Annotated in this window: 24 protein-coding genes and 1 other RNA gene; 20 read left to right on the top strand and 5 right to left on the bottom strand. The window is 64.1% G+C overall.

Annotated elements, in window-relative coordinates:
• The first annotated feature begins 360 nt into the window (after positions 1-360).
• From B7449_RS10290 to B7449_RS10265, 6 genes are all read left to right on the top strand, one after another.
• Positions 361-1,056, top strand: a complete 696-nt coding sequence (locus B7449_RS10290; RefSeq protein WP_039735275.1) for a gluconate 2-dehydrogenase subunit 3 family protein — start codon at positions 361-363, stop codon at positions 1,054-1,056.
• Positions 1,053-2,840 carry a GMC family oxidoreductase gene (locus B7449_RS10285; RefSeq protein ID WP_039735276.1) on the top strand — a complete coding sequence of 596 codons (1,788 nt, stop codon included), beginning with the start codon at positions 1,053-1,055 and terminating at the stop codon, positions 2,838-2,840. Before B7449_RS10290 ends, B7449_RS10285 begins: the two co-directional genes overlap by 4 nt.
• Before the next feature lie 59 nt (positions 2,841-2,899).
• Positions 2,900-4,183 carry a c-type cytochrome gene (locus tag B7449_RS10280; RefSeq protein ID WP_048883599.1) on the top strand — a complete coding sequence of 428 codons (1,284 nt, stop codon included), beginning with the start codon at positions 2,900-2,902 and terminating at the stop codon, positions 4,181-4,183.
• Between the two features lie 87 nt (positions 4,184-4,270).
• Complete coding sequence (locus B7449_RS10275; protein ID WP_039735278.1) at positions 4,271-5,479, top strand: L-dopachrome tautomerase-related protein; 1,209 nt, start codon at positions 4,271-4,273, stop codon at positions 5,477-5,479.
• 45 nt (positions 5,480-5,524) lie between these two features.
• Positions 5,525-6,601: a quinone-dependent dihydroorotate dehydrogenase gene (locus B7449_RS10270; protein ID WP_039735279.1), complete on the top strand. Its 1,077-nt coding sequence runs from the start codon at positions 5,525-5,527 to the stop codon at positions 6,599-6,601.
• Complete coding sequence (locus B7449_RS10265) at positions 6,598-7,473, top strand: TIGR01459 family HAD-type hydrolase (protein ID WP_039735280.1); 876 nt, start codon at positions 6,598-6,600, stop codon at positions 7,471-7,473. The genes B7449_RS10270 and B7449_RS10265 overlap by 4 nt, the downstream gene beginning before the upstream one ends.
• Positions 7,474-7,489: 16 nt before the next feature.
• Here the strand turns inward: B7449_RS10265 and B7449_RS10260 are convergent, their stop codons facing one another.
• Positions 7,490-8,074, bottom strand: coding sequence for a YqgE/AlgH family protein (locus tag B7449_RS10260; protein WP_039735281.1), 585 nt, complete (start codon positions 8,072-8,074; stop codon positions 7,490-7,492).
• A 129-nt stretch (positions 8,075-8,203) separates the two neighbouring features.
• Between B7449_RS10260 and B7449_RS10255 the strand changes: the two genes are divergently transcribed.
• Genes B7449_RS10255 through B7449_RS10245 form a run of 3 tightly spaced genes read left to right on the top strand, consistent with a single transcriptional unit; the run spans position 8,204 to position 10,519 of the window.
• Entirely contained in the window at positions 8,204-8,962 is a 759-nt protein-coding gene (locus tag B7449_RS10255; RefSeq protein ID WP_039734901.1) for an SDR family NAD(P)-dependent oxidoreductase, read from the top strand.
• A 2-nt stretch (positions 8,963-8,964) separates the two neighbouring features.
• Positions 8,965-9,894 carry a polyphosphate kinase 2 family protein gene (locus B7449_RS10250; RefSeq protein ID WP_039734899.1) on the top strand — a complete coding sequence of 310 codons (930 nt, stop codon included), beginning with the start codon at positions 8,965-8,967 and terminating at the stop codon, positions 9,892-9,894.
• 55 nt (positions 9,895-9,949) lie between these two features.
• Positions 9,950-10,519, top strand: a complete 570-nt coding sequence (locus B7449_RS10245) for a DUF3465 domain-containing protein (RefSeq protein ID WP_039734898.1) — start codon at positions 9,950-9,952, stop codon at positions 10,517-10,519.
• Between the two features lie 114 nt (positions 10,520-10,633).
• On the opposite strand, the gene B7449_RS10240 is transcribed toward B7449_RS10245, so the two are convergent.
• The 3 genes from B7449_RS10240 to clpS form a co-directional block, all read right to left on the bottom strand.
• Positions 10,634-10,957 carry a YnfA family protein gene (locus B7449_RS10240; protein ID WP_039734896.1) on the bottom strand — a complete coding sequence of 108 codons (324 nt, stop codon included), beginning with the start codon at positions 10,955-10,957 and terminating at the stop codon, positions 10,634-10,636.
• An 88-nt stretch (positions 10,958-11,045) separates the two neighbouring features.
• On the bottom strand, positions 11,046-13,376 hold the full coding sequence (gene clpA / locus B7449_RS10235; protein WP_039734893.1) for an ATP-dependent Clp protease ATP-binding subunit ClpA: 2,331 nt from the start codon (positions 13,374-13,376) through the stop codon (positions 11,046-11,048).
• Between the two features lie 161 nt (positions 13,377-13,537).
• Positions 13,538-13,918: an ATP-dependent Clp protease adapter ClpS gene (gene clpS, locus B7449_RS10230; protein ID WP_026019524.1), complete on the bottom strand. Its 381-nt coding sequence runs from the start codon at positions 13,916-13,918 to the stop codon at positions 13,538-13,540.
• Between the two features lie 312 nt (positions 13,919-14,230).
• Here clpS and B7449_RS10225 point away from each other — a divergent pair, with 312 nt between their 5' ends.
• From B7449_RS10225 to folB, 9 genes are all read left to right on the top strand, one after another.
• Positions 14,231-15,364, top strand: coding sequence for a D-alanyl-D-alanine carboxypeptidase family protein (locus B7449_RS10225; protein WP_039734891.1), 1,134 nt, complete (start codon positions 14,231-14,233; stop codon positions 15,362-15,364).
• 137 nt (positions 15,365-15,501) lie between these two features.
• Entirely contained in the window at positions 15,502-16,308 is an 807-nt protein-coding gene (map, locus tag B7449_RS10220; RefSeq protein WP_039734889.1) for a type I methionyl aminopeptidase, read from the top strand.
• Between the two features lie 73 nt (positions 16,309-16,381).
• On the top strand, positions 16,382-18,157 hold the full coding sequence (gene ggt, locus B7449_RS10215) for a gamma-glutamyltransferase (protein WP_039734887.1): 1,776 nt from the start codon (positions 16,382-16,384) through the stop codon (positions 18,155-18,157).
• Between the two features lie 70 nt (positions 18,158-18,227).
• Positions 18,228-18,322, top strand: an RNA gene (ffs, locus tag B7449_RS10210) — signal recognition particle sRNA small type.
• Positions 18,323-18,388: 66 nt separating this feature from the next.
• Complete coding sequence (locus B7449_RS10205) at positions 18,389-20,404, top strand: DNA polymerase III subunit gamma/tau (protein WP_039734885.1); 2,016 nt, start codon at positions 18,389-18,391, stop codon at positions 20,402-20,404.
• Between the two features lie 15 nt (positions 20,405-20,419).
• Complete coding sequence (locus B7449_RS10200) at positions 20,420-20,743, top strand: YbaB/EbfC family nucleoid-associated protein (protein WP_010506817.1); 324 nt, start codon at positions 20,420-20,422, stop codon at positions 20,741-20,743.
• Between the two features lie 22 nt (positions 20,744-20,765).
• A complete protein-coding gene (recR, locus tag B7449_RS10195) occupies positions 20,766-21,362 on the top strand; it encodes a recombination mediator RecR (RefSeq protein ID WP_010513139.1) in 597 nt (198 codons plus the stop codon).
• On the top strand, positions 21,359-22,144 hold the full coding sequence (locus B7449_RS10190; RefSeq protein WP_039734882.1) for an SDR family oxidoreductase: 786 nt from the start codon (positions 21,359-21,361) through the stop codon (positions 22,142-22,144). Before recR ends, B7449_RS10190 begins: the two co-directional genes overlap by 4 nt.
• A gap of 23 nt (positions 22,145-22,167) precedes the next feature.
• Positions 22,168-22,569, top strand: a complete 402-nt coding sequence (folB, locus tag B7449_RS10185; protein WP_039734880.1) for a dihydroneopterin aldolase — start codon at positions 22,168-22,170, stop codon at positions 22,567-22,569.
• A gap of 42 nt (positions 22,570-22,611) precedes the next feature.
• Here the strand turns inward: folB and B7449_RS10180 are convergent, their stop codons facing one another.
• Complete coding sequence (locus B7449_RS10180) at positions 22,612-22,950, bottom strand: TIGR02300 family protein (protein ID WP_039734918.1); 339 nt, start codon at positions 22,948-22,950, stop codon at positions 22,612-22,614.
• 178 nt (positions 22,951-23,128) lie between these two features.
• On the opposite strand from B7449_RS10180, the gene aroA reads away from it, so the two are divergent.
• Positions 23,129-24,481 carry a 3-phosphoshikimate 1-carboxyvinyltransferase gene (aroA, locus tag B7449_RS10175; protein WP_039734878.1) on the top strand — a complete coding sequence of 451 codons (1,353 nt, stop codon included), beginning with the start codon at positions 23,129-23,131 and terminating at the stop codon, positions 24,479-24,481.
• Complete coding sequence (locus B7449_RS10170; RefSeq protein ID WP_039734876.1) at positions 24,478-25,119, top strand: (d)CMP kinase; 642 nt, start codon at positions 24,478-24,480, stop codon at positions 25,117-25,119. The genes aroA and B7449_RS10170 overlap by 4 nt, the downstream gene beginning before the upstream one ends.
• Positions 25,120-25,307 lie beyond the last annotated feature (188 nt).

Here is a 25,307-nt window from a genome sequence, read left to right as displayed (position 1 = left end):
CCGGGGGGATAGGGTGCGCCCCGTGGCCGGTCAAGGGTGCGGTCGGGATGGGCGCGTGTTTCAAAATAACCTTCTGACAAACAGGACGGAAAGTTTCAGTTAATTTCCACAGAGGTGGCGTTTCCTGAAGCTTTCTGGAACGGACAGCGCCAGAAACCTGTCCATCATCTGCAACATGTTGAAACGATCTGTCGGGAAAGGGGTCCGGATCTGGAAAAGTTTATCTATGGGTCATTTTTCGTGATCATATTTTCTTGCATTAATAAAAATGTTGAAAAAATGGTCTAGGCATTCATCCAGACCTCACGGATATAGTGAGCGTTCGGATCAGGAATGACATGGCATAGCGGGTAGGCATTTTTGGGTATTGGTGGTTTACGGTTCATTTCGTCGCGGCGGCAGTTCATGCGGGGACTGGCGGGAATTGCCGCATGTGGTACGTCCCTTGCATCCCGTCCGGCGCGTTCGCATCCGCCTGCGCCCTATGTCCCGCGTTTTTTCACGCCCATCGAATGGGCGTTCCTGACTGCCGCGTGTGACCGCCTGATCCCGGCCGATGAAAACGGCCCCGGCGCATGTGCGCTGGACGTGCCCCGTTTCATCGACATGCAGATGGACACCCCATATGCCTTCGGGGCGCAATGGTACATGCAGGCCCCGTTCGTGCAGGGGCCGGATAATCTTGGCTATCAGCTGCCCCATGCCCCGCGTGATCTGTACCGGCGCGGTATCGCGGGCATGAACGCACACGCCGCCACCCGTCACGGCAGGCCGTTTGCCGACCTTGCGCCCGCGTTGCAGGACGACCTGCTGCGCGGGGCCGAGAACAACAGGCTGGTTTTTGGCGATATTCCATCCAGTGTGTTTTTTGACCAGTTGCTGGCCAATGTAATGGAAGGGGCATTTTCGGACCCCGTGCATGGCGGCAATACCGGCCTTGGTGGCTGGACCATGCTGGGTTTCCCCGGTGCGCGGGCGGATTTCATGGACTGGGTGGACCGTTACGGCGCGCATTACCCGCTGGGCAGCGTGTCCATATCGGGGGAAACGGCATGAGCGACGACGCACGCAGGCTGAAGCCGGTTGACGTGGTGATCGTGGGCGGTGGCTGGGCCGGGTCGATCATGGCCAAGGAAATGACGGAGGCCGGTCGCTCGGTTGTCATGCTGGAGCGTGGCCCCGACCGCAGTACCGCGTCGGAGGGGGCCTATCCCGCGTCGATTGACGAACTGGAGGCCAATTTCCGCTATAAACTGTTTCAGGACCTGTCGAAAAATACCGTCACCATCCGCAATAACAGCCAGCAGACGGCGTTGCCCTATCGTCGCATGGCGGCCTTCCTGCCCGGTGAGGGCGTGGGCGGCGCGGGCCTGCACTGGTCGGGCGTGCATTTCCGCATCCCCCCCGATGACCTGCGGATGCGTTCGCGCGTGATCGAGAAATATGGCGCCAGATTCATTCCCGAAGGCATGAACCTTCAGGATTACGGCGTCACGTATGAGGAACTGGAACCCTTTTTCGACAGGGCTGAAAAGGTATTCGGCACGTCGGGCGAACCCTACATGATAAACGGGAAGGTGGTGGGGAAGGGGAATGTGTTCTCTCCCTCGCGTTCCGACCATTTTCCGCTGCCCGCGCTGAAGGATGTCTATACCGCCCACCTGTTCCGCAAGGCGGCGGAAGAGGCGGGATTCCACCCGTACTCCCTGCCGGCGGCCAATGCGTCGCGGCAGTATGTCAATCCGTATGGCGCCCAGATGGGGCCGTGCAATTTCTGCGGATATTGCAGCGGATATGCCTGTTACATGTATTCCAAGGCATCGCCCAACGTGAACATCCTGCCGGTGTTGCGGCAGCACCCGCTGTTCGACCTGCGCGCAGGCTGCCATGTGCTGAAGGTTGAACTGGATGCGGATGGCAGGCGGGCGACCGGCGTGACCTATACCGACCCCGACGGGAAAGTGGTGACCCAGCCGGCGGAACTGGTCATCCTGACCGCGTTCCAGTTCCATAATGTCAGGCTTATGCTGCTGTCGGGCATTGGCAGACCGTATGACCCCGTGCGCAACGAAGGGGTGGTGGGCCGCAATTTCGTCTATCAGAACGTGACGACCAGCAATGTCTGGCTCGACCGGGGTATCGAGACGAACCAGTATATCGGCGCAGGCGGCGGTGGCGTCGCGTTTGATGATTTCAATAGCGAAAACTTCGATCACGGCCCACTGGGGTTCGTGGGCGGGTCGCCGGTATGGGTGAACCAGGCCGGGGTGCGCGCCATCGCCGCCGCCCATTCCGGCGGACCGCCGGGCACGCCGCGCTGGGGCAGTGCGTGGAAAGCGGGCATGATCGATACATACCGCCATTCCCTGCGCATTGACGCCCATGGGTCGAACATGGCGTACCGCGATGTGTATCTCGACCTCGACCCGACATGGAAGGATGCCTACGGACAGCCGCTGCTGCGCATGACGTTTGACTGGAAAGACAACGACATCCGCATGAACCGCTACGTTGTGGACAAAATCGGCGATGTGGCGAAGGCCATGGGCGCGCGCCGCGTCAACCTGACAAAGCGCGAATTCGGCAGGCCGTTCGATACCCGGCAGTACCAGACCACCCATCTGGGTGGTGGCGCGGTCATGGGCAGTGATCCCGGTACCAGTGCGCTCAACCGGTACCTGCAGTCGTGGGACGTGCACAATGTATTCGTGATCGGGGCCAACGCCTTCCCGCAGGGAACGGGATACAACCCGACCGGCATGGTCGCCGCACTGGCGTACTGGGCGGCACATCACATCCGCACGACCTACCTTGCCCATCCCGGACCGCTGGCGGGATGAGGGGGGTGGTGAAGCGAACGTGGCGCCCCCTGCTGGCGGCCGTGCTGGCGGTGGCGGTAATGGGGGCCGGACCCGTGCGGGCGCAGGATGATGCGCAGCACGATGCGGTGGTGGCGCGCGGCGCCTACATGGCCGTTGCTGCCGATTGTGCCGCCTGCCATACGGCATCCGGCGGCGCGCCGTTTGCCGGTGGTCTGGCCTTTAACCTGCCGACCGGCACGCTGTATGCCCCCAACATCACCCCTGACCGGCAGACCGGCATCGGCCAGTATTCCGAAGCCGAGTTCCGTCGTGCCCTGCGCCGGGGCATCCGCCGTGACGGGGCGACGCTGTATCCGGCCATGCCCTATCCATCCTATGCGCGCCTGACGGATGAGGACGTGCATGCGTTGTATGTCTATTTCATGGATGGCGTGAAACCCGTTGCGCACAGGGTGGTGCAGGATGGCATGTCATGGCCGATGTCCATGCGCTGGCCGCTTGCCATATGGCGCACGCTGTATGCCCCCGACCCGGGCGACGTGCGGCGCGACATGGACCGCCGCACCTTTGCCGACCCGCTGGTGGCCCGTGGCAGCTATCTGGTCGAAGGGCCGGGGCATTGCGGTGCCTGTCACACGCCCCGCGCCCTGACCATGCAGGAAAAGGCCCTGACAGCGGCGGACGGGCCATTGTACCTGTCGGGCGGGGATGCGGTGGATGGCTGGCGTCCGGTCAGCCTGCGCGGCGAAAACCGCACCGGGCTGGGGCGGTGGAATGAACATGACATCGTGCGTTTCCTGGCCACCGGGCGCATGCCGCTGGGTGCGGCCTTTGGCGGCATGACGGATGCCATCGGCCATGGCACGCAGCACATGACGGATGAGGACCGGCTGGCGATCGCGCGTTACCTCAAGACCCTGTCCCCCGCGGCAACCCCGGTTGCGCAGGGCTGGACCTATGATCCCACGGCAACCGACGCCCTGCGCGCAGGCAACGTGTCCGCCCGTGGTGCGCGGTCCTATGTCGACCGTTGCGCTGCCTGTCACCGCACTGATGGCCGTGGCTATCCCACCACCTTCCCGCCACTGGCGGGCAACCCGGTGGTCATGGACCCCAGGCCGGATTCCCTGATCCGTATCGTGCTGGAGGGGAATGTCCTGCGCGCGACGCGTCAGGCGCCTTCGGCCTTTGTCATGCCCGGTTTCGCGGCAGGCATGGATGATGCGGCCGTGGCGGATACCGTCACCTTCATCCGCGCGGCATGGGGAAATGACGCACCCGGGGTAACGACTGCGGATGTGGGACGGATACGGCGCACGCTGTCGCCCGAACACCCGCCCGCATCCCTGCCCATGAACTGATTGTGAAGTCCGGGCCGGGGCAGGGCTGATTGCCCTTGCCACCTGGACTTGCATGAATGGCGGAACAGCCAGCATCCGGGGGAGACGATGACCATGTCCATGCACAGGCGTGACCTGTTCCGTGCCATCCTGCCACTGACCATTGGCATCGGCGGCATCGCCCGTGCGGCGGAACCGGCGCATGATGCCACCAACCGCGACCATGGCGTGGCATCGTCCGGCCCGTTTGAAATCGTCGCCCGGTTTGACGGGCCCGGTCCGTCGGGCATCGCCGTGACCCATGGGCGCATATTTGTCGGTTTTCCCCGCCATGCGGTCAATCATCACGGGGCGACCCTTGCGGAACTGAAGGGCGGGAAGCTGTATCCCTATCCCGATGCGGCGCACAGCATGCCGTCCGACCAGCCGCCGGGCATCCGGCTCATGTCGGTGCATGGCATGACGACGGATGCGCGAGGACGGTTATGGGCCATTGATGATGGCAAGCTGGCGGGACAGCCACTGGCGCCGGGGGCGGCGAAAGTGATCGGCATCGACCCCGAAACGGACCGGATTTTCGCCAGCATCATCCTGCGTGCGCCAGCCCTGCTGCCGGACAGCCACATGAACGACCTGCGGGTGGATCTGACTCATGGGGCGCAGGGCACGGTGTACGTGACCGATTCCTCCTTCGGCCTGTCGCCCGCCCTTGTGGTGGTGGATATTGCAACAGGCCGGCAGCGCCGGGTGCTGGCGGACCATCCCTCCATTCAGGCGCAGCGTCCGTTCATGGCGGTGGTGGAGGGCCGGCCACTGGTGTTTGATCCTCCGCAGCATCCACCCGGCTTTGTCTGGGGTGGGGTGGACGGCATTACCCTGTCGCCCGACAGCGGCACGCTGTATTACAGTCCCCTGACCAGCAGGCGGCTGTACAGCATTCCTACAGGCCTGCTGGCCGATTTTTCCAGAACCGATGCGCAGCTTGCCGCCGGGATCCGCGATCTGGGGGAAAAGGGCGTGGCTGATGGTCTGGCGAATGATGCAAAGGGGCGGATCTACACCACCAATTTCGAACATGACGCCATTTTCCGCCGCAATGCGGACGGGACGTTCGACACCATGGTGCATGACCCGCGAATCCTGTCCCCCGACGGGATATTCGTTGATGGCGACATGGTGTACTGCACGCTGGGGCAATGGAATCGTCTGGGTGGACTGAATGGCGGCCATGACCTGCGGGTGCCGCCCTATTACCTGATCCGCTTTCCCACCGATGCACCGGCGGCGGTGGACGCGACAAAGCCCGCGCATGGTTAGTTGCCCCCTTTCCCCCGGCGCTGAATTGCGGCAACACTTCCTGTCATGAATATTATGTCGCGTATGATCCTGCCCCTGATGCGGCGTCTGGAGCCCGAGACCGCCCATCGTATCGCCCTGGATGCCCTGCAGCTTGGTCTGGGCGGGGTATCCTGCCCGGGCAATGATGACCCGGCGCTGTCGGTACGGGCCATGGGCCTGCGGTTTCCCAATCCCATCGGCATGGCGGCCGGGTTTGACAAGAATGCGCTGGTCGTGCGCCCGCTGGCGCGTTCGGGCTTCGGTTTTGTCGAAGCCGGGACCGTGACCCCCCGCCCGCAGCCCGGCAACCCGCAGCCACGCCTGTTCCGGCTGACGGAAGACCGCGCCATCATCAACCGCATGGGGTTCAACAATCAGGGCATCGACCGTTTTGCCGTGCGCATGGCGCGGCTGCACCGCGTATCGTCACCGCGCCGTACGCCGGGCGCGCAGGTGCCGGTGGGCGCGAACCTTGGCATCAACAAGACTGGTGCGGATCCCGAGCGCGATTACCCCATGCTGGTCGGGCGGGTGAAGCATTATGCCGACTACATCGTCATCAACCTGTCATCGCCCAATACGCCGGGCCTGCGCGACCTGCAGGAAGCGACGCGCCTGAAGGGCATTCTGGACGCCATCAGTGCAGCCCACCCCGAACGGCCGCCACTGCTGGTCAAGATATCGCCTGATATCGCGCATGATGACGTGGCGGCAGTGGTCGAGGCCGCGATTGCCGGGGGTGTGCAGGGGCTGATCGTGTCCAACACCACCCTTTCACGCCCGCCTGGACTGCGCAGCCCGGATGCGGACGAAGCCGGCGGCCTGTCCGGTCGCCCGCTGCGCGCGCTGGCGCAGGATATGCTGACCCGCGTGGCGACTGTGGCCGCTGGCCGCGTCGCACTGGTGGCCTGTGGCGGGATCGAGACCGGCGCGGATATCGTGGACCGGGTGCGCGCGGGTGCCGACCTCGTGCAGATCTACACATCCTATGTTTACGAAGGGCCGGGCATCATCGCGCGGCTGAAGGCCGAAACCCTGCGTGCGCTGCGTGCGCAGGGCTTCGAGACACTGGCGGATGCAAGGGGTAGCGCGCTCAAATGAAATGGCATGACGGGCTGTCCACGCTGAATGGCGATTATGACGGATACATCCTCGACCTGTGGGGTGTGGTGCATAATGGCGTGCAGCCCTATCCCGGCGTTCTGGAATGCCTGCAGCGCCTGCGCGAAGCCGGTCGTCGTGTCGTGCTGCTGTCCAATGCGCCACGCCGGACCGCAACGGTGGAGCCAAACCTGCGCCGCATGGGCATCAGCGCCGACCTGTATGACGCCATCATGACCAGTGGCGAATGCACCCACCGCATGCTGGCCAGCCGTGATGATCCGTGGTTTGCCGCACTGGGGCGGCGCATGATCCATCTGGGACCGGAAAAGGACGTGGATGTCTATGCCGGGCTGGACCTTGATGTGGTCACGGACCCGGCCAATGCCGATTTCGTGCTGAATACCGGACCGGATGCCGAACTGGGGGAAGAAGACATCGCCCCCTACCTGCCGCTGCTTGGGTGTTGTGCCGCCCATGGCCTGCCCATGATCTGCGCCAATCCCGACCAGCAGGTGATCCGTGGCACGCAGCGCCTGATCTGCGCGGGGGCGATGGCCAGTTGGTATGCGGAACATGGCCGTGACGTGCGCTGGATCGGCAAGCCCTATCCGGAGGTGTACGGGCTGGCGCTGTCACTGCTGGATGTACCACGCAACCGCGTGCTGGCGCTGGGTGATGCGCTGGCGACCGACATGCGCGGGGCAGCCACCGCAGGCATCGACGGCTGCTGGGTGCTGGGTGGCATCCATCAGGAAATGCTTGGCGGGAACTGGGAGCTGGGGCGCAATCCGGATTACGACCTTGCGGTGGAAGAAGCCACTGCCGCCGGTCTTGCGCCGGTTGCGTGCGTGCCGTCCCTGCGCTGGTAGGGGCCGCGGCCCGCGGTCAGGCGTGACCGGGGGCGGAACTGTACCATGCGGGGTCGATATGCACACTGGCCAGCGCCTGCCGCCACTTGGCGTTGTGGTCTGGTCCGAACACGATGTTTTCGGTGGCCGGTGCTGCGATCCATGCATCATGGCGCAGCATCTCTTCTTCAAGCTGCCCCGCTTCCCAGCTGGCATGGCCCATGGCCAGCAGTGCGTGAGCCGGGCCATTGCCATCGGCAATATCACGCAGCACGTCCAGGCTGGCGGTCAGGGTGGTGGTGCGGTCCACCGGCAGGCTGCCATCGCCGCTCCAGTCTGATGTATGCAGCACGAATCCGCGCCCGTTATCCATCGGTCCACCCGCGCACAGGTTGATGCGGCGGCGTGGCGGCACGGGGGCAATGCCAAGCTGTTCGAGTACATCATCAAGGACGGGCTGGGACAGGCGGCGGTTGACAACAAGGCCCATGGCCCCATCCTCGGGGGAATGGGCGCACAGATAGACGACACTGCGCGCAAAGGCGGGATCCGTCAGGGCAGGGGTGGCCACCAGCAGGTGGCCGGTCAGGCTGCAGCCCGGAGTTGTCGTGAAGGAAGCCATACACAACCATAGAACCGGATTTGCTTTCCTTTGCAACTATTTCAGACGTTACCCACAGGCTGATTGTTCTCAATGACGGACGCCGCCCGATATGCAAGGCTGCCGTGACATGCAGGAAGGAGACAGACCATGAAGCAGATCGCAATGGTAACCGGTGCGACCGCCGGATTCGGCAGGGCGATTGCCCAGCGCCTTGTGCATGATGGATACCGCGTCATAGCAACCGGCCGCAGGCAGGAACGCCTGGATGCGCTGGCGGCGGAACTGGGGCCGGACCTGCTGCCCTTCAGGCTGGACATGGACGATGCGGACGCCATCGCGGCCCTGCCCGGCAGCCTGCCGCAGGAATGGCGCGACGTGGATATTCTGGTCAGCAATGCCGGTCTGGCGCTGGGTATGGAAAAGGCGCAGGAGGCGGATATCACCAACTGGCAGACCATGATTTCCACCAACGTGACCGGCATGGTCGAACTGACCCGCGTCATGCTGCCCGGCATGGTGGCGCGGGAACGCGGGCATGTCGTCACCCTTGGCAGCACGGCTGGCACCTATCCGTATACGGGGGGCAATGTGTATGGTGCGACCAAGGCGTTTGTCAGGCAGTTCACGCGCAACCTGCGCTGCGACCTGCTGGGGCATAACGTGCGCGTGACGAACCTTGAACCTGGCCTGTGCGGGGGAAGCGAGTTCAGTCAGGTGCGCCTGCGCGATAATGCGAAAGCCGAGGCGGTGTACGAAGGCACGAAGCCGCTGCTGCCGACGGACATTGCCGAAACGGTGGCCTGGGTCCTGTCGCTGCCGCGTCACGTCAATATCAATGAAATCGAGATGATGCCCGTCTGTCAGGCGGCGGGTGGCCTTGCGGTAGCGCGGGGCATGAAGGACTGATCATGACCCGCAAGACCAAGGATATGAGTAACAGGCTGGCGCGTCAGTTCTGTGTGCGCAACGGACATGGTTTTTCCCTTGCGGCCTGCCCCACGCGCGCGGCGGAGGCCTGCGGGCTGGACAAGAAAACCGGAAAGCGGCTGCTGAAGGAACGCATTGGCCGCCTGTCACAACTGCAATCCGTGCTGTACGCCAATGGCACATGGTCCGTTCTGGTCGTGCTGCAGGCGCTGGATGCGGGTGGCAAGGATGGCGTGATCAAGCATGTCATGTCCGGTATCAACCCGCAGGGCGTCAGCGTGACATCGTTCAAGCAGCCCGGTCCGGTTGAACTGTCGCACGGCTATCTGTGGCGCGAGCATCTGGCAGCGCCCGCCGCCGGGCGCATCGGTATTTTCAACCGCAGCCATTATGAGGAAGTGCTGGTCACCCGCGTGCATCCTGAACTGCTGGACCATGAATGCCTGCCCGGGCCCCTGCGTAAGAAATCGACATTCTGGCACGACCGTTATCAGGACATCAGCCATTTCGAGCAGTACATGGCGCGTCAGGGCACGGTCGTGCTGAAGTTCTTCCTGCACCTGTCGAAGGAGGAGCAGCGCAGGCGGTTCCTGCGCCGGATCGATCATCCGACCAAGAACTGGAAATTCTCGCCTTCCGACATTCACGAACGGCAGTACTGGGACGATTACCAGAGCGCGTATGAAGACGCGATCCGGCGTACGGCCCACCCGGATGCGCCGTGGTTTGTCGTGCCGGCCGACCAGAAATGGTTTGAACGGCTGGTGGTGATCGAAGCCATCATTGACGCGCTGGAGAAGCTGCACCTGAAGATGCCGGCATCCGATCCCGCCATGGCGGCGGAAATGGAAAAGGCCCGTCGACAGCTGGAAGCCGAAGCGCCGAAGGACGCCCACCACGCCGTTCATTGACGGGCGCGCCCACACCCCGCAAAAGATTGTGATCTTGTGTGAATGGAGAACAGTCATGGCGGCAACGCGCTGGCATATACGTGGGGTGATGGGGCTGGCGGCGGTCCTTGCGGTGCAGGGGGCGTTGCTGGCGCCGGCGGAAGCACGCCGTCACCATCACCACAAACGCGAACAGGCCGGGGAAGAGTACCAGCAGTCCGGCAGCGAGAAGGACAGGGCGCAGACCCAGGCCATCGCCAGCCCCGTGCCGCAGTCCTGCGATGATCGCAAATTCCTTGCAGATGTCGAAGCGGCGGAAGCCTCGCAGGCGGACCAGCCTGACCGGGTCGAGCATGTCTGTGGTCGTGTGATCGCCGTATCCGCCTCAAAACGGACCCGCAGCGGACTGCATGGTTATTTCTATGTTGATGTCGGAAACGGCGTGTCCATTCGCATCGTATCCGATCTGGATCGTATGTCTGCACCCGCATGGCCGTGGGTGGCCAAGGGGGATCAGGCCGATGTGCTGGGCCGGTATTATTACGATAATGCCCGCAGCCAGGGCATTGACTGGACCCATCATGGCACCGGGCGGACCTGGCCCGTGGAGGGATATGTGACGGTCAACGGCACCCGTTACCAGTAAAGGGCTGCCTCATATCTTAAGGACGTTTTGGGTGCCGCCTTTTCTTTAAAGGCGGCATTTCCTGAGGCTTTTTGAGAAAAGCTTTACCAAAAAGTTTTCTTATCAACAGGATGTTCAGCCGCGCGGAGCCAGCAGGATGATGGCGGCCCCGACAATGCAGATCGCGGCCCCCCCGATATCCCAGCGGTCGGGCGGCAGTCCTTCCACCAGCCATGACCAGATCAGGCTGGCGACGATATAGACCCCCCCATAAATGGCATAGGCCCGACCCGCATTATCGGCCGGGCTGAATGTCAGCAGCCATGCGAACACCATCAGCGACAGGCAGCCCGGCACCAGTACCAGTGCCGAACGGCCAAGGCGCATCCATGCCCAGAAACAGAAGCAGCCGCCAATTTCGGCAAATGCAGCGGGAATATAAATGGCGGCCGTCAGCATAAGGTTCCTTTCAGGGCAGGGAGACAAAAAAAACAGGGACCATTTCTGGTCCCTGTCATTTTCAGTCAATACCCGCAAGGGCCCGGTATCAGTCGGCGGCTTCCGCTTCACGCGTGCTGTCGCCTTCGTCCCCTTCGGCGGAGGAATTTTCCGCCTGCGAGATGTATTCAAAGTCCAGCTTCCCGTCCTTGAGCGTGATCTTGGCCACGCCCCCCTTGGTCAGCCTGCCAAACAGCAGTTCTTCTGCCAGTGGCTTCTTGATGTATTCCTGAATGACGCGGCCCAGCGGGCGGGCGCCATACAGGCGGTCATATCCCCGTTCCGCCAGCCATTCGCGCGCGGCGGACGAGATTTCGATCATCACGTTGCGGTCCGCCAGCTGGGCTTCAAGCTGGAAGATGAACTTCTCCACCACCCGGTCCACCACATGCGGCGACAGGTTGGCAAACGGAATGATCGCATCTAGCCGGTTGCGGAATTCCGGCGTGAACAGGCGCTTGATCGCATCCTCGTCCTCGCCTTCGCGACTGGTGCGGCCGAAGCCGATCGCCTCCTTGCTCAGGTCGGCAGCGCCTGCATTGGTGGTCATGATCAGGACCACGTTGCGGAAATCGACCGTCTTGCCGTTATGGTCGGTCAGCCGACCATGGTCCATCACCTGCAGCAGGACGTTATACAGGTCCTGGTGCGCCTTCTCGATTTCATCAAGCAGCAGGACCGCATGCGGGTGCTGGTCGATGGCGTCGGTCAGCAGGCCACCCTGATCGAAACCGACATAGCCCGGCGGCGCACCGATCAGGCGCGAGATCGAATGCCGTTCCATGTATTCCGACATGTCAAAGCGGATCAGCTCGATCCCCAGCGTGCTGGCAAGCTGCTTGGCCACTTCCGTCTTGCCGACACCCGTGGGGCCGGAGAACAGGTAGTTGCCAATGGGCTTTTCCGGGTCACGCAGGCCAGCGCGCGACAGCTTGATCGCAGCCGTAAGGGCTTCGATCGCCTTGTCCTGCCCATAGACCATGCCCTTGAGGTCACGCTCCAGCGAACGCAGGGTTTCCTTGTCATCGGACGACACGCTTTTGGGCGGAATACGCGCGATCTTGGCGACGATATCTTCCACGTCCTTCAGCGTGACCGTCTTGCGACGGCGGTTTTCGGGCACCAGCATGCGTGATGCGCCAACTTCGTCAATGACGTCGATGGCCTTGTCAGGCAGCTTGCGGTCGTGGATGTACTTGGCGGACAGTTCCACCGCGCCACGGATCGCATCATCGGTGTACCGCACCTTGTGGTGCTTTTCGTAATTGACCTTCAGGCCGCGCAGGATCTGCACCGCATCGTCGACCGTCGGTTCCGCAACATCGATCTTCTGGAACCGGCGTACCAGCGCGCGGTCCTTTTCAAAATGCTGGCGGTATTCCTTGTAGGTGGTCGAACCCATGCACCGCAGCGTGCCGGCAGCCAGCGCGGGCTTGAGCAGGTTGGACGCATCCATGGCCCCGCCCGACGTCGCACCCGCGCCAATGACGGTGTGGATTTCGTCAATGAACAGGATGGAGCCGGGATTGTTGTCGAGTTCGGTCACGACCGCCTTCAGCCGTTCCTCGAAATCGCCACGGTAGCGGGTGCCCGCCAGCAGCGCGCCCATGTCCAGCGAATAGATCGTGGCGTTGAGCAGCACTTCAGGCACGTCACCCTCGACAATGCGCTTGGCCAGCCCTTCGGCAATGGCGGTCTTGCCAACGCCGGGGTCGCCCACGTACAGCGGGTTGTTCTTGGTGCGGCGGCACAGGATCTGGATCGTGCGCTCGATTTCGGAGTCGCGGCCGATCAGCGGGTCGACCTTGCCTTCCTGCGCCTTCTCGTTGAGGTTGGTGCAGTAGGTGGACAGCGCATCCTGGCTTTTCTGCCCGGTCTTGCCGCGTTCCTCGTTTTCATTCCCTTCGGGGGCGCTGCCCGCGACGGGCCTGCGCGTGGAGCGGTCAGGCGCCTTGGCAATCCCGTGGGAGATGAAGTTGACCGCATCCAGCCGCGTCATGTCCTGCAGCTGCAGGAAATAGACGGCATGGCTTTCGCGTTCGGCAAACAGGGCGACCAGCACGTTGGCGCCCGTCACTTCGTCCCGTCCGGTGGACTGCACATGGATCGCGGCGCGCTGGATCACACGCTGGAAGGCGGCGGTGGGCTTGGGGTCGACGGTACGGTCGGCGGCGAGTCCCGCGAGGTCCTTGTCAAGGAAGTCGGTCAGGTCGGTGCGCAGCTTGGTCAGGTCCACCCCGCAGGCGCGGAATACCGTCACGGCATCCGGGTCATCGATCAGGGCAAGCAGGAGGTGTTCAAGCGTTGCGTATTCGTGCCGGCGGTCGCCGGCCAGTGTCAGCGCACGGTGAAGCGTCTGTTCAAGATTACGTGACAACATGCCGAGACGCTCCTTTTTCAAGAGGGGCCACCCGGGCCCCGGAGATCATAACCGGTAAGTCTGGACAATCCTTGCCCCGTTGTGGCGGAAATGCCAGCACAAAATGCCATGGAACGCGATCGGATCGCGGTGGGGGCTGCAAGATGCGCTTGTCCGTGGGATCAGTCCTTTTCGATGGTGCATTGCAGCGGGTGCTGGTTCTGGCGCGCCAGGTCCATCACCTGTGTTACTTTGGTTTCCGCAACCTCATACGTAAAGACCCCGCACACGCCGACGCCACGTTTGTGAACATGCAGCATGATGTCGGTCGCTTCCTCGCGGTTTTTCTGGAAAAAACGCTCCAGCACATGCACCACGAATTCCATGGGTGTGTAATCGTCGTTCAGCATCAGCACCTTGTACATCGCCGGTTTGCGGGTCTGTGGGCGGGTGCGGATGACCACGTCGATCATGCCGTCATCATTGCCGGGGGGGGAATCCTGCCCGCCGTTGCGGCGTGGCGGCGTGTTGCCGCCATGTCCGTGCGGGTACGTGCCGCCCATTTCGGGCGACGACACGGGGCGGGGAAGGGAAGCGCGAGCAATAGCAGACATGACAGGTACCATATTGGAACTTTGCCGTCGGTTGAAAGGGGTGGCGCAGCAGGGTGACAAGGATTTTTTTTCAGTCCGCGCCCCGTGCCATCCATTCCCCCGCATGGGGCGGGGATGGAAATACGCTCTGGACGAATAGAAAACCTTTCTTTTAGAATGGTTGCAGCCAAGCAACCCATGAATGGATGGAGGGGTGCCGGATAATTACCGTGCGCTCGGAAGCCGTATGAATGTTATTGCACGCGCAGGTTTCACCATTCCATGAGCCGTATGCCCCTGTCCCGCCTTTCCCGCCTGAAGGTCACCATGACCGTCGGCCTGTGTGTCGGTCTGGGTGGCATGCATGCCGCCCGCGCCCAGTATGTCGGTCAGGTCAGCACGATCGTGCTTGACGCCCGCACCGGCGCTGTCCTGTCACAGCAGGATCCCGACCTGCGGCGTTATCCTGCCAGCCTGACAAAGCTTATGACGCTGTACCTGACTTTCAAGGCCGTGCGGACGGGGCAGGTCACGCTGGATCAGGACATGCCGGTATCGGTGCACGCGGCATCCATGGAACCGTCCAAGCTGGGCCTGCGGCCCGGCAGCACCCTGACGGTGGAACAGGCCGTGCTGGCGCTGGTCACCAAATCCGCCAATGACGCCGCCTGCGCGCTGGGTGAATTCCTGGGCGGTGGCGATGAAACCCGCTTCGCCGCGATGATGACGCGCGAGGCAGGTCGTCTTGGCATGTATGACACCGTTTTCCGCAATGCTTCCGGCCTGCCGAATCCGGAACAGATGACATCCGCCCGCGACCTTGCGGTGCTGGCGCGGCACCTGATCGTGGATTACGGCGAGTACTATCATTATTTCGCGGTGCCCGGATTCTATTTCCATGGGCATGAAGTGCCCAACCATGACCCGATGCTGGGTGCCTATCCCGGCGCGGACGGGCTGAAGACCGGCTATACCGGTGAAGCGGGGCATAACCTCGTGACATCCGCCGTGCGTGACAATGTGCGACTGATCGGCGTGGTGATGGGGGCGAAGTCCAACAGCCGCCGCAACGCGACCATGACCGCCCTGCTTGACAGCAGCTTCCAGGCGGAAGGTGTCGCACCTGTCGCCCGTCCCGCCATGCGTCCGCTGCTGCTGGCGCGTGCGGGGGGCGGGACCGTGGTGGCGCGGCATGGCAGCACGCACAACGTACGTCTCGCCAGCGCGCGGCTGAACCCCGTGCAGCCTGACGAGGTGGCCGAAGCCCCCACGATTCCTGCAGGCTACGCCCGCATCCGGCGTGGACATGGCACGGTCGCGCATATCCACCCCACGGCAGTGCGCGCCCATGTGCATCTGGTTGGGATGGGACATGTCGCCCATGCCACGCATACCCATGCGAAGGCGCGAAGCTGACAGCGCGATGTGGGCGCTGTATAGAAGGCATCATCATCCATCCGGTGCGGCTGGCAGGCGTGCCAGCCGTGTTCCTGTTGTCCCCTTCATGACTGCGGGCGGGTGGTCATGTGTCGAACACAGGAAAGGATAACGCCATGGAAGGCGATATGCGCGGCGGCGGGGTGCAGATCCACTCCCCGGAGGATTTTGCCGGGATGCGTGCCGCAGGCCAGCTTGCCGCACGGACGCTGGACATGATCACGCCGCATGTGCGCGCCGGGGTCACCACGGGCGCGCTGGACAGGCTGATCCACGATTTCATGATCGCCAATGGCTCGGTGCCCGCAACGCTGGGCTACCGGGGGTATCCCGCATCCAGCTGCATCTCGATCAACCATGTCGTCTGCCACGGCATACCGGGTGAGCGGGAACTGAAGGATGGCGACATCCTGAATATCGACGTGACCGTTATCCTTGATGGCTGGTATGGCGATACTAGCCGTATGTACACCGTCGGCAAGGTGCCCATAAAGGCGCAGAAGCTGATCGAAGCGACGTACGAATCCCTCATGCTGTCCATCGACGCCGTGCGGCCGGGGGCGACGCTGGGAGATATCGGGCACATCATCCAGACCTATGCCGAGGCACGCCGTTTTTCCGTGGTGCAGGATTTCTGCGGTCACGGGATCGGACGCACCTTCCATGCGCCCCCCAACGTGCTGCATTACGGCCGCCCCGGTGAGGGGCTGGTCCTGCGTCCGGGCATGTTCTTCACCATCGAGCCGATGCTCAATACCGGCCGTCCCGACGTGAAGATCCTTGAAGATGGCTGGACCGCCGTCACCCGCGACCGTTCCCTGTCGGCCCAGTTCGAACACATGCTGGGCGTGACGGAAGAGGGGTGCGAGGTCTTCACCCTTTCGCCCGCGGGCTATACCTGCCCGCCTTACCCGGTCGCATAGGGACTGCCTTCCCCCGCAACGGGTGGTTCGGGGGAAGGCAGCGCCGGAACGGATTATCAATAACGGAGCCAACATGTCCTTTTCCCGTAGCCTGCGGTACAGCGCCGCCCTTTTTGCGTGCCTTGTGGCGGCCGCGCCGGATGCGGGACAGGCCGCGGCAAGCGACCCGCTGGCTTTTGAGACGACACGGACCGGGCAGGCTGTCGGGCTGGCCCCCACGCCGGGACAGCATGCGATGGTGGTCAGTGCGCAGGACCTCGCGTCCCACGCGGGCGCGGACATCCTGGCGCGTGGCGGCAATGCGGTGGATGCCGCCGTCGCCGTGGGCTACGCGCTGGCCGTGGTCTATCCCGCTGCGGGCAATATCGGTGGCGGGGGATTCATGACCCTGCGCACGCCGGATGGACATGCCACCTTTGTTGATTTCCGCGAACATGCGCCGGGGGCCGCGACGCCCACCATGTACCAGGATGCATCGGGTCAGGTCATTGCCGGGGCATCCACCGCAGGCTGGCGGTCGGTGGCCGTGCCGGGCACCGTAGCGGGGATGGAGGAGGTGCATAGCCGCTGGGGCAGGCTGTCGCGTGCCGATGTCATGGCCCCGGCCATCGCCCTTGCGCGTGATGGCTTTATTCTGAAGCAGAGCGATGTTGACCTGCTGCATACCGCGACGGCGGCCTTTGCAAAGGATCCATATGCGCGCAAGATCTTCCTTCACCCCGATGGTACGCCGCTGGCTGCGGGCGAACGGCTGGTGCAGGCCGATCTGGCCCGCACGCTGGAACGGATTGCCCGCGATGGCGCACGGGCGTTCTATGATGGCCCGGTTGCGAAGGAAATTGTCAAAAGCAGCCGCAGGGGCGGCGGAATCCTATCGCGCAGGGATTTCACCAGTTACCACACGCGCATGATGGCGCCGCTGTCATGTGAATACCGTGGCTATCACATCGATACCGCGCCGCCGCCCAGCGGGGGGGGCGTTGCATTGTGCGAAATGCTGAACATCCTGTCCGGTTATGACCTGCATGCCCTGGGGCTGCACACGGCAGCAGGCGTGCAGCGTGAGGTCGAGGCCATGCGCCACGCCTATGCCGACCGGCAGGATCTGGGCGATCCGGCCTTCGTGAACAATCCGGTCGCGCACCTGATTGATCCGGCCTATGCGCAGCAGATCCGTCAGGCCCTGCCGCTGGACCATGCCGTGTCATCTGCCAGCCTGCACCCGGGTGTTGCGGAACCCGAGAAGGAAGAAACCACCCATTATTCCATCGCGGACCAGGACGGCACGGCGGTGGCCGTGACCTATACGCTGAATGGCTGGTTCGGGGCGGGGGTCGTCGCGGGCCGCACCGGCATCGTGATGAATGATGAAATGGATGATTTTTCCAGCCGTCCGGGCGCGCCGAACATGTTCGGCATTGTTGGCAGTGTCGCCAACGCCATTGCCCCGGGCAAGACGCCGCTTTCATCCATGGCCCCCACCATTGTTTCCCGCGCGGGGCAGCCGGTCATCGTGGTGGGCAGCCCGGGTGGATCACGTATTCCCACCATCATCCTGTCGGTGCTGACGGGCATGGTCGATTACGGGCTGGATGTGCAGCAGGCGGTTGACCTGCCACGTATCCACGAACAGTGGCAGCCCGATGTGGTGCAGGTGGAACACGGCGCGCTGTCGCCCGCCGTGGTGCGCACCCTGACGCGCGAAGGCTACCATATCGAGGAACATGCCCCGTGGGGACTGGCCGAAAGCATCCTTTCGGGTGGCTCGCGGATCGGCAGGGCCGGACAGGCCCGTTATTATGGTGGGGCGGACATGCGCCACCAGTCAGGTGCCGCTGTCGGGGAATAGGGGGAAGGGGTGCGATTTTTTCCGTCGCCCCCTTGTGCATGGGGCGGGTGTATGTGTTAGAACCCGCTCGGGAGATCGGTTGTAGACGGATACCTTGCTAACCTGGTCAGGTCCGGAAGGAAGCAGCCATAGTGAGTTTCGTCCGGGTTATGGCCGGTCTTCCACCCGAAAGTTTCCGTGTCGCCATGGCGCTTTACGCGCGATCGCCACTTCTCCAGCCCGGATGCATCAATGACCGTCCCGTCGGATCAGGATCGTTCCGAGGAGGCCGGGCTGCCTGCGCCGCCCGCAGACGGCCCCGGACTTTTTGGTGACGCACCGCAGCCGCCCGCACCGGCCATGCCGGATGCCGCCCCTGCCGCGCCCTACCGGGTACTGGCCCGGAAATATCGCCCCACCACCTTTGATGACCTGATCGGACAGGAAACCACCGTCCGCATCCTGCGCAACGCCTTTGCGCTGGGCCGTGTTGCGCATGCATTCATGCTGACGGGCGTGCGCGGCGTGGGCAAGACCACTACGGCGCGGATCATCGCGCGTGCCCTGAACTGCACCGGGCCGGATGGCACGGGCGGCCCCACGGCCGACCCGTGTGGCGTCTGCCCCAACTGTGTCGCCATCCTGGCGGACCGGCACCCCGATGTGCTGGAAATGGATGCCGCGTCGCGCACCGGTGTCGATGATGTGCGCGAGATTATCGAAGCCACCCGATTCCGTCCCATGCAGGGACGCATGAAGGTGTTCATCATCGATGAAGTGCACATGCTCTCGCGCAATGCGTTCAATGCATTGCTCAAGACGCTGGAGGAACCGCCCGCGCAGGTTACCTTCATTTTTGCGACCACCGAACTGCGCAAGGTGCCGGTTACTGTCCTGTCACGGTGCCAGACCTTTGCCCTGCGCCGTGTGCCGCAGGTGGAACTGGCCGCGCATTTCGACCGCGTGGCGCAGGCCGAACATGTCCGCTTTTCCCCCGATGCCCTGTCACTGATCGCACGGGCTGCGGACGGGTCGGTGCGTGACGGGCTGTCGCTGCTGGATCAGGCCATTGCCCAGGGCACGCTGGATGGGGAAGGCGGCACGGATGCCGCCCCCATTGGCATGGACCTTGTCGCGGGCATGCTGGGGCTGGCGGATCGCGGGCTGGTGTTCGACCTGCTGGATGCAGTGCTGGAGGGCCGGCCCGACCGGGCGCTGGCCATTACGGCGGATGTCTATGTGCGTGGCGGTGACCTGGGCGTGATGCTGGGGGATGTGCTGGAACTGGTGCACACGGTGTCGCGTATCAAGGCGATTCCGGCGCTGCGCGACAATCCCGAACTGCCCGAAGCCGAACGCCAGCGGGGCGCTGCTCTGGCCGAACGTGTGCCGGTGCCGGTGCTGGGGCGGACATGGCAGATGCTGCTCAAGGGCCTGTCGGAAGTGGAGCAGGCCCCTGATCGCAGGCAGGCGGCCGAAATGGTGCTGATCCGCCTGTGTTACGTGGCCGACCTGCCGCCACCGGGTGATCTTGTGCGCAGGATGCTGGGGCAGGATGCGGCAGCGGCCCCCCTGCACGTGCCGGAACCTGCGGGCGGGGGCAATGACGTGTCCGGCCCGGCGGTTTCCACGCCGCCCGTGGCCGGTGGTCCGCCCGCAGGGGGCGATGGCGGCGCGATCCGCATGGTGGCCAATGGCGGCATGCGGGTTGAAGGCACGCCCCGTCCCGCAGCACCCCGGACCGGCAGGGTGGAGGAAACCGCCCCCGCGCCGGAACCGCTTGCCCCGCCGCGGACATGGCGCGAGACCGTGGCGTTCGTCTCTGGCCGGGACGCCATGCTGCATGGCCACCTGCGGCATGCGACGCATCTGGTGTCCTTTGCCCCGCCCCTGATCGAGATCCGTGTCGAACGCAACAGCCTGCCAGGTCTGGCCCGGCGGCTGGAAACCATACTGCGCGAAGGCACCGGCGATCCTGCATGGCAGGTCCGCCAGTCGGATGCGGAAGGTGAGGCGACCCTGGCCGAACAGGGGGCGGAGATCATCCAGCTTCACCGCGCGGCGGCGCAGGCCCACCCGCTGGTACAGGCCGCGATGCAGGTTTTCCCCACGGCCCGCCTTGGCGAGGTTACGGACCATGCGCTTGATGATTACGGCCTGCCGCCGGAAGAAATGGCGGTCCAGAATTTGGCGCCGGATCTCGAATTCGCGCCTCTTGATGCCGATCTGGTAGAAGAGGACGATCTGGATGCAGATGATTTTGCCTGAAGAGAGGAACTGAACATGAAAAATCTTGCCGGCCTGATGAAACAGGCCACGCAGATGCAGGCCCGCATGGAAGAAATGCAGGCCAAGCTGGAAGACATGACGATTGAAGGCAGCGCGGGCGCGGGCATGGTGACCATCACCATGAACGGCAAGGGCGACATGAAGGCGATCCGTATCGACCCCAAGCTGGCGGACCCGGCCGAGATGGAAATGCTGCAGGATCTGATCCTTGCGGCTAGCGCTGATGCCCGCAAGAAGCTGGACGCCACCGCCAGCGAGGAAATGAAGAAGGTCACGGGCGGCCTGAGCCTGCCGGGCGGGATGAAATTCCCGTTCTGATCCACAACGCCGGGGAACATGAATGAGCGGCAGGGGCGAAATTGACCGGCTGGTGACCCTGTTGGGCCGCCTGCCGGGGCTGGGGCCGCGGTCCGCCCGGCGTGCGGCCCTTGCCCTGCTGCGCCAGCCCCATGCACGGATGCTGCCCCTTGCCGAGGCAATGGAACAGGCGGCCCGCGCCGTGCGGACCTGTTCGACCTGCGGCAACCTTGACACCACCGACCCATGCGGCATCTGCGCGGACCCGGCGCGTGATGACGGGCTGGTCTGCGTGGTGGAAAACGTGGGCGACCTGTGGGCGCTGGAACGTGCGGGCGTGCATCGGGGCGTGTACCAGGTGCTGGGCGGCACGCTGTCCGCCCTGTCCGGCATGGGACCGGATGACCTGAACGTGCAGCCCCTGTTCGACCGGATCGCCGCAGGCGGCGTGCGCGAAGTGATCCTTGCGCTGGGTACCACGGTGGAAGGGGCGACCACCATGCACTGGCTGCATGAACGTCTTGCCCGATTCGACGTGCAGGTCAGCCGAGTAGGGCAGGGCGTGCCGGTGGGCGGCGCGCTGGATGTGCTGGATGATGGCACGCTGGCTGCCGCCATCATGGCGCGCAGGCCAGCATGACCGGGCCGGTCTTATGGCCGGTGTCGCCCGACATCCCGCGCGTGGCGCTGGTGACGGGGGGCGCTGCCCGTCTTGGCCGCGCCATTGCGCTGGAACTGGCGCGTGCTGGTTTTGACATTGCCATCCATTACAACGAATCCGCCAGCGCCGCCGACCGGACGGCATCGGACATCCGCGCGCTTGGCCGCAGGGCCCATGTCGTTCAGGCTGACCTGTCGCGGGAGGAATCGGTCCTGCCCCTGCTGCCTGCTGTCACGCAGGCGCTGGGGCCGGTGGGCGTGCTGGTGAACAATGCCAGCACCTTCCGCCGCGATGAATGGGATGATGCCACGCGGGCGGGATGGGATGCCCATATGGAACCCAATACCCGTGCGCCCTTTGTCCTGATTCAGGAATTCGCCCGCCTGTTGCCGCAGGGGGGCGAGGGCATGGTACTGAACATGCTGGATGAACGCGTGTGGTCGCTGACCCCGCATTTTGTCAGCTATACGGTGTCCAAGGCCGCGTTATGGACACTGACCCAGACCATGGCGCTGGCGCTGGCGCCGCGCCGGATCCGGGTCAACGCCATTGGTCCGGGGCCGGTGCTGCCCACGCCCAGACAGACGGCGGAACAGTTTGCCCGGCAATGCGCCTCCGTCCCGCTGGGATATGGGGCGACGCCGGATGAAATCGCGCGTGCGGCGCTTTCGCTGTTGTGCCTGCCGTCCGTGACGGGGCAGATGCTCGCCCTGGACGGGGGGCAGCATATGCAGTGGTCCCCGGCGTCGCGTCCCGCCTGAACACCCAACCGACAGGAAACATCATGTCCGTGCTGCCGTCATGGAACGGGTCGCAGCCCCTGCGCTGCCTGTTTGTGCGCAATATGGTGCTGGATGCCCATATCGGCGTGTTTGAACATGAACAGGGGGTGACCCAGCGTATCCGGGTCAACGTGGCCTTTGGCGTGCCGGACAGTGCGACGCTGGACGTGGGGCCGGATGACCTGGGACGCACGGTATCATATGAACGTGTGGTGCTGCTGGTGCGCGAACTGGTGGCGCAGGGGCACGTCGCGCTGGTGGAAACGCTGGCCGAACGAATCGCAGCCGGCGTGCTGGCGGACAGGCGTGTCCGCATCACGCGTGTCTGCGTGGAAAAGCTCGACATTTTCGACGATGCCGAATCGGTCGGGGTCGAGATCGAACGCCGCAACCCCGCCACCTGATGCAAAAACGGCCCGGGGCAGTGTGCTCCGGGCCGGGTCAGGTCAGTTGTCGTGGTCGTCCTTGTCGGTTTTTACGTCGATGTCGGCGCTGCTGATGTCGTCGTCATCGTCGTCATCAAGGCCCGCGTCGTCGGGCAGGACGGTGTCATCGTCATCCTCGGCGTCGGTGTCCAGATCGACATCGACGTCGTTTTCGAGCGCGTTGTCAGCCGTCTTGGGCTTGGATTCGGGGGCAGCTTCCACCGGGCGACGGACGCGGGGCAGTTCCACGGGCTGTTCAGCGCCGCATTTGGGGCAGACGGCCGGATTCTTGTTCAGATCGTAGAAACGGGCGCTGCAGGAGACACAGACACGTTTGGTGCCGAGGTTGGACTGAGCCATCTTGAACCTGTCGATCCTGTTTTGATTATGAATGAAGCCACGATATCCGGAAGTGGCAAAAGGCGCAGCCCCATGCCAGTTTGTAGGCGGAATGTCAAACACCGGGGCATGCGCCGGCAGGGCGATCATGCCGATCTGCGATTGACTTTGCCACCCGGAATACGGAATTGGATGGCGTATGAAAACCGATCATGTCCAATCTTCCGTCCGTGCGCTGACGGTCCATGCCCCGCGCGCGCCCCTTTCCGGTTCGGTCCAGGTTCCGGGTGACAAATCAATCAGCCACCGTTCGCTGATGTTCGCGGCCCTTGCACGTGGCACGACCCACATCACCGGCCTGCTGGAAGGCGAGGACGTGCTGCGCACCGCCGACGCCATGCGCGCGCTGGGGGCGGACATCACCCGCACGGGCGCGGGGAACTGGACGGTGCGGGGGTGCGGTCTGGACGGGCTGCACGAACCGGCGGACGTGCTGGACATGGGCAATTCGGGCACGGCGGCGCGGCTGCTGTCGGGCATTCTGGCCAGCCACGGCTTCACCTCCGTCATGACGGGCGATGCCAGCCTGCGTGGCCGCCCGATGAAGCGGGTGATGGACCCGCTGGCGGCGACGGGCGCCGTGTTCCTGTCGCGTCAGGGCGGGCGCCTGCCGCTGGCCATACAGGGAAATGCCAATCCGCCGCCGCTGTCCTACCGCCTGCCGGTTGCGTCAGCGCAGGTGAAGTCGGCCGTGCTGCTGGCGGGGCTGAATGCACAGGGCGAGACCCGGGTGGAAGAACCCGTGGCAACCCGTGACCATACCGAAAACATGCTGCGCCATTTCGGTGCGACCGTGCATGTCGAACCCATGGGGGCGGGTGGCCGGGTCATTACCGTGCAGGGCAGGCCCGAACTGGTCGCGCGTGATATCGTGGTGCCGGGCGATCCGTCATCGGCGGCCTTCGTGCTGGCGGCGGCCCTGCTGGTGCCGGGCTCGGCGGTCAGCGTGCGCGGCGTGGGACTGAACCCGCTACGGACCGGGCTGTTCACCTCGCTGAAGGAAATGGGCGCCGATCTGGTCATCAGCAACGAACGCGTGGAAGGGGGCGAACCCGTGGGCGACATCACCGCCACCGCAGGCGCCCTGCATGGCGTGGACGTACCCGCCACCCGCGCACCGTCCATGATTGACGAATACCCCATCCTTGCGGTGGTCGCGGCCCACGCCACGGGGCAGTCGCGCTTTCGCGGGCTGGAGGAACTGCGCGTGAAGGAAAGCGACCGCCTTGCCGCCACTGTCGCCCTGCTGGAAGCCAATGGCGTGAGGGTCGAGGTCGTGGGTGATGACATGATCGTGCATGGCACGGGGGGCGCGATCCCCGGTGGCGGACTGGTCCAGACGCGCATGGACCATCGCCTGGCCATGAGCGCGATCGTCATGGGCCTTGCGGCGCAAAAGCCGGTTTCCGTTGATGATACCGCGTTCATCGATACCAGTTTCCCCGGTTTCATCACGCTCATGAACAGCATCGGCGCCGGGCTTGCGGCATGACCCGGCGGCTGGTCATAGCGGTCGATGGCCCTGCGGCTGCGGGTAAGGGCACCCTTGCGAAGCGGCTGGCGCAGGCGCTGGACCTGCCATATCTCGATACGGGCCTGCTGTACCGCGCGACGGGACGGCGGATGATCGATGCGGGCCGTGACCCCGCACAGGGTGCGGCAGAGGAATTTGCCGCCAGTGTCGGGCTGGAGGACCTCAGCCGGACCGACCTGCGCGTGCCCGAGGTCGATCGCGCGGCCAGCCTTGTCGCGGCACAGCCCGCCGTGCGCCGCGTGCTGGTTGACGTGCAGCGCCGTTTTGCAGGCGAGCATGGTGCGGTGCTGGATGGCCGCGATATCGGGACCGTCATTTTCCCCGATGCTTCGGTCAAGCTGTTCATCACGGCTTCCCCGCGCACGCGGGCCACGCGGCGGTGGGAGCAGCTTGCGACCGATCCCGCCGCACCCGACCGCGAAGAGCAGATCACCCGCGTCGAGCGCGAAATCGCGGCGCGGGACCGGGCCGATTCAGAACGCGCCGTCGCCCCCCTGCGCGCGGCCGGGGACGCCGTGCGCATCGAGACCGACGGCCTGAGCGCGGATGACGTGCTGGCCGAAGCACTGCGGATCGTGGCGCGCATGACGCGCTAGGACGATTTTATGCGGGAACCCGGCCCCATATCGCGGGTTTTTATTGACATGCGCCGCCCATAGGGTGTCTGTGCTCAACGGTATATGCCCCACGCGCCCGCGTGGCGCGGGGTATGGCGTTTCAATATTGGCCGTCAGGCGCGCCGCGACCGTGTCGTGGCATATCCGCCGGGCAAGCCGTTCCCAAT

This window comes from Komagataeibacter intermedius TF2 (assembly GCF_000964425.1).
Classification (GTDB): domain Bacteria; phylum Pseudomonadota; class Alphaproteobacteria; order Acetobacterales; family Acetobacteraceae; genus Komagataeibacter; species Komagataeibacter intermedius.
The sequence above is the reverse complement of the archived record's forward strand: the minus strand, read 5'-3'. Positions and strand labels throughout refer to the sequence as shown.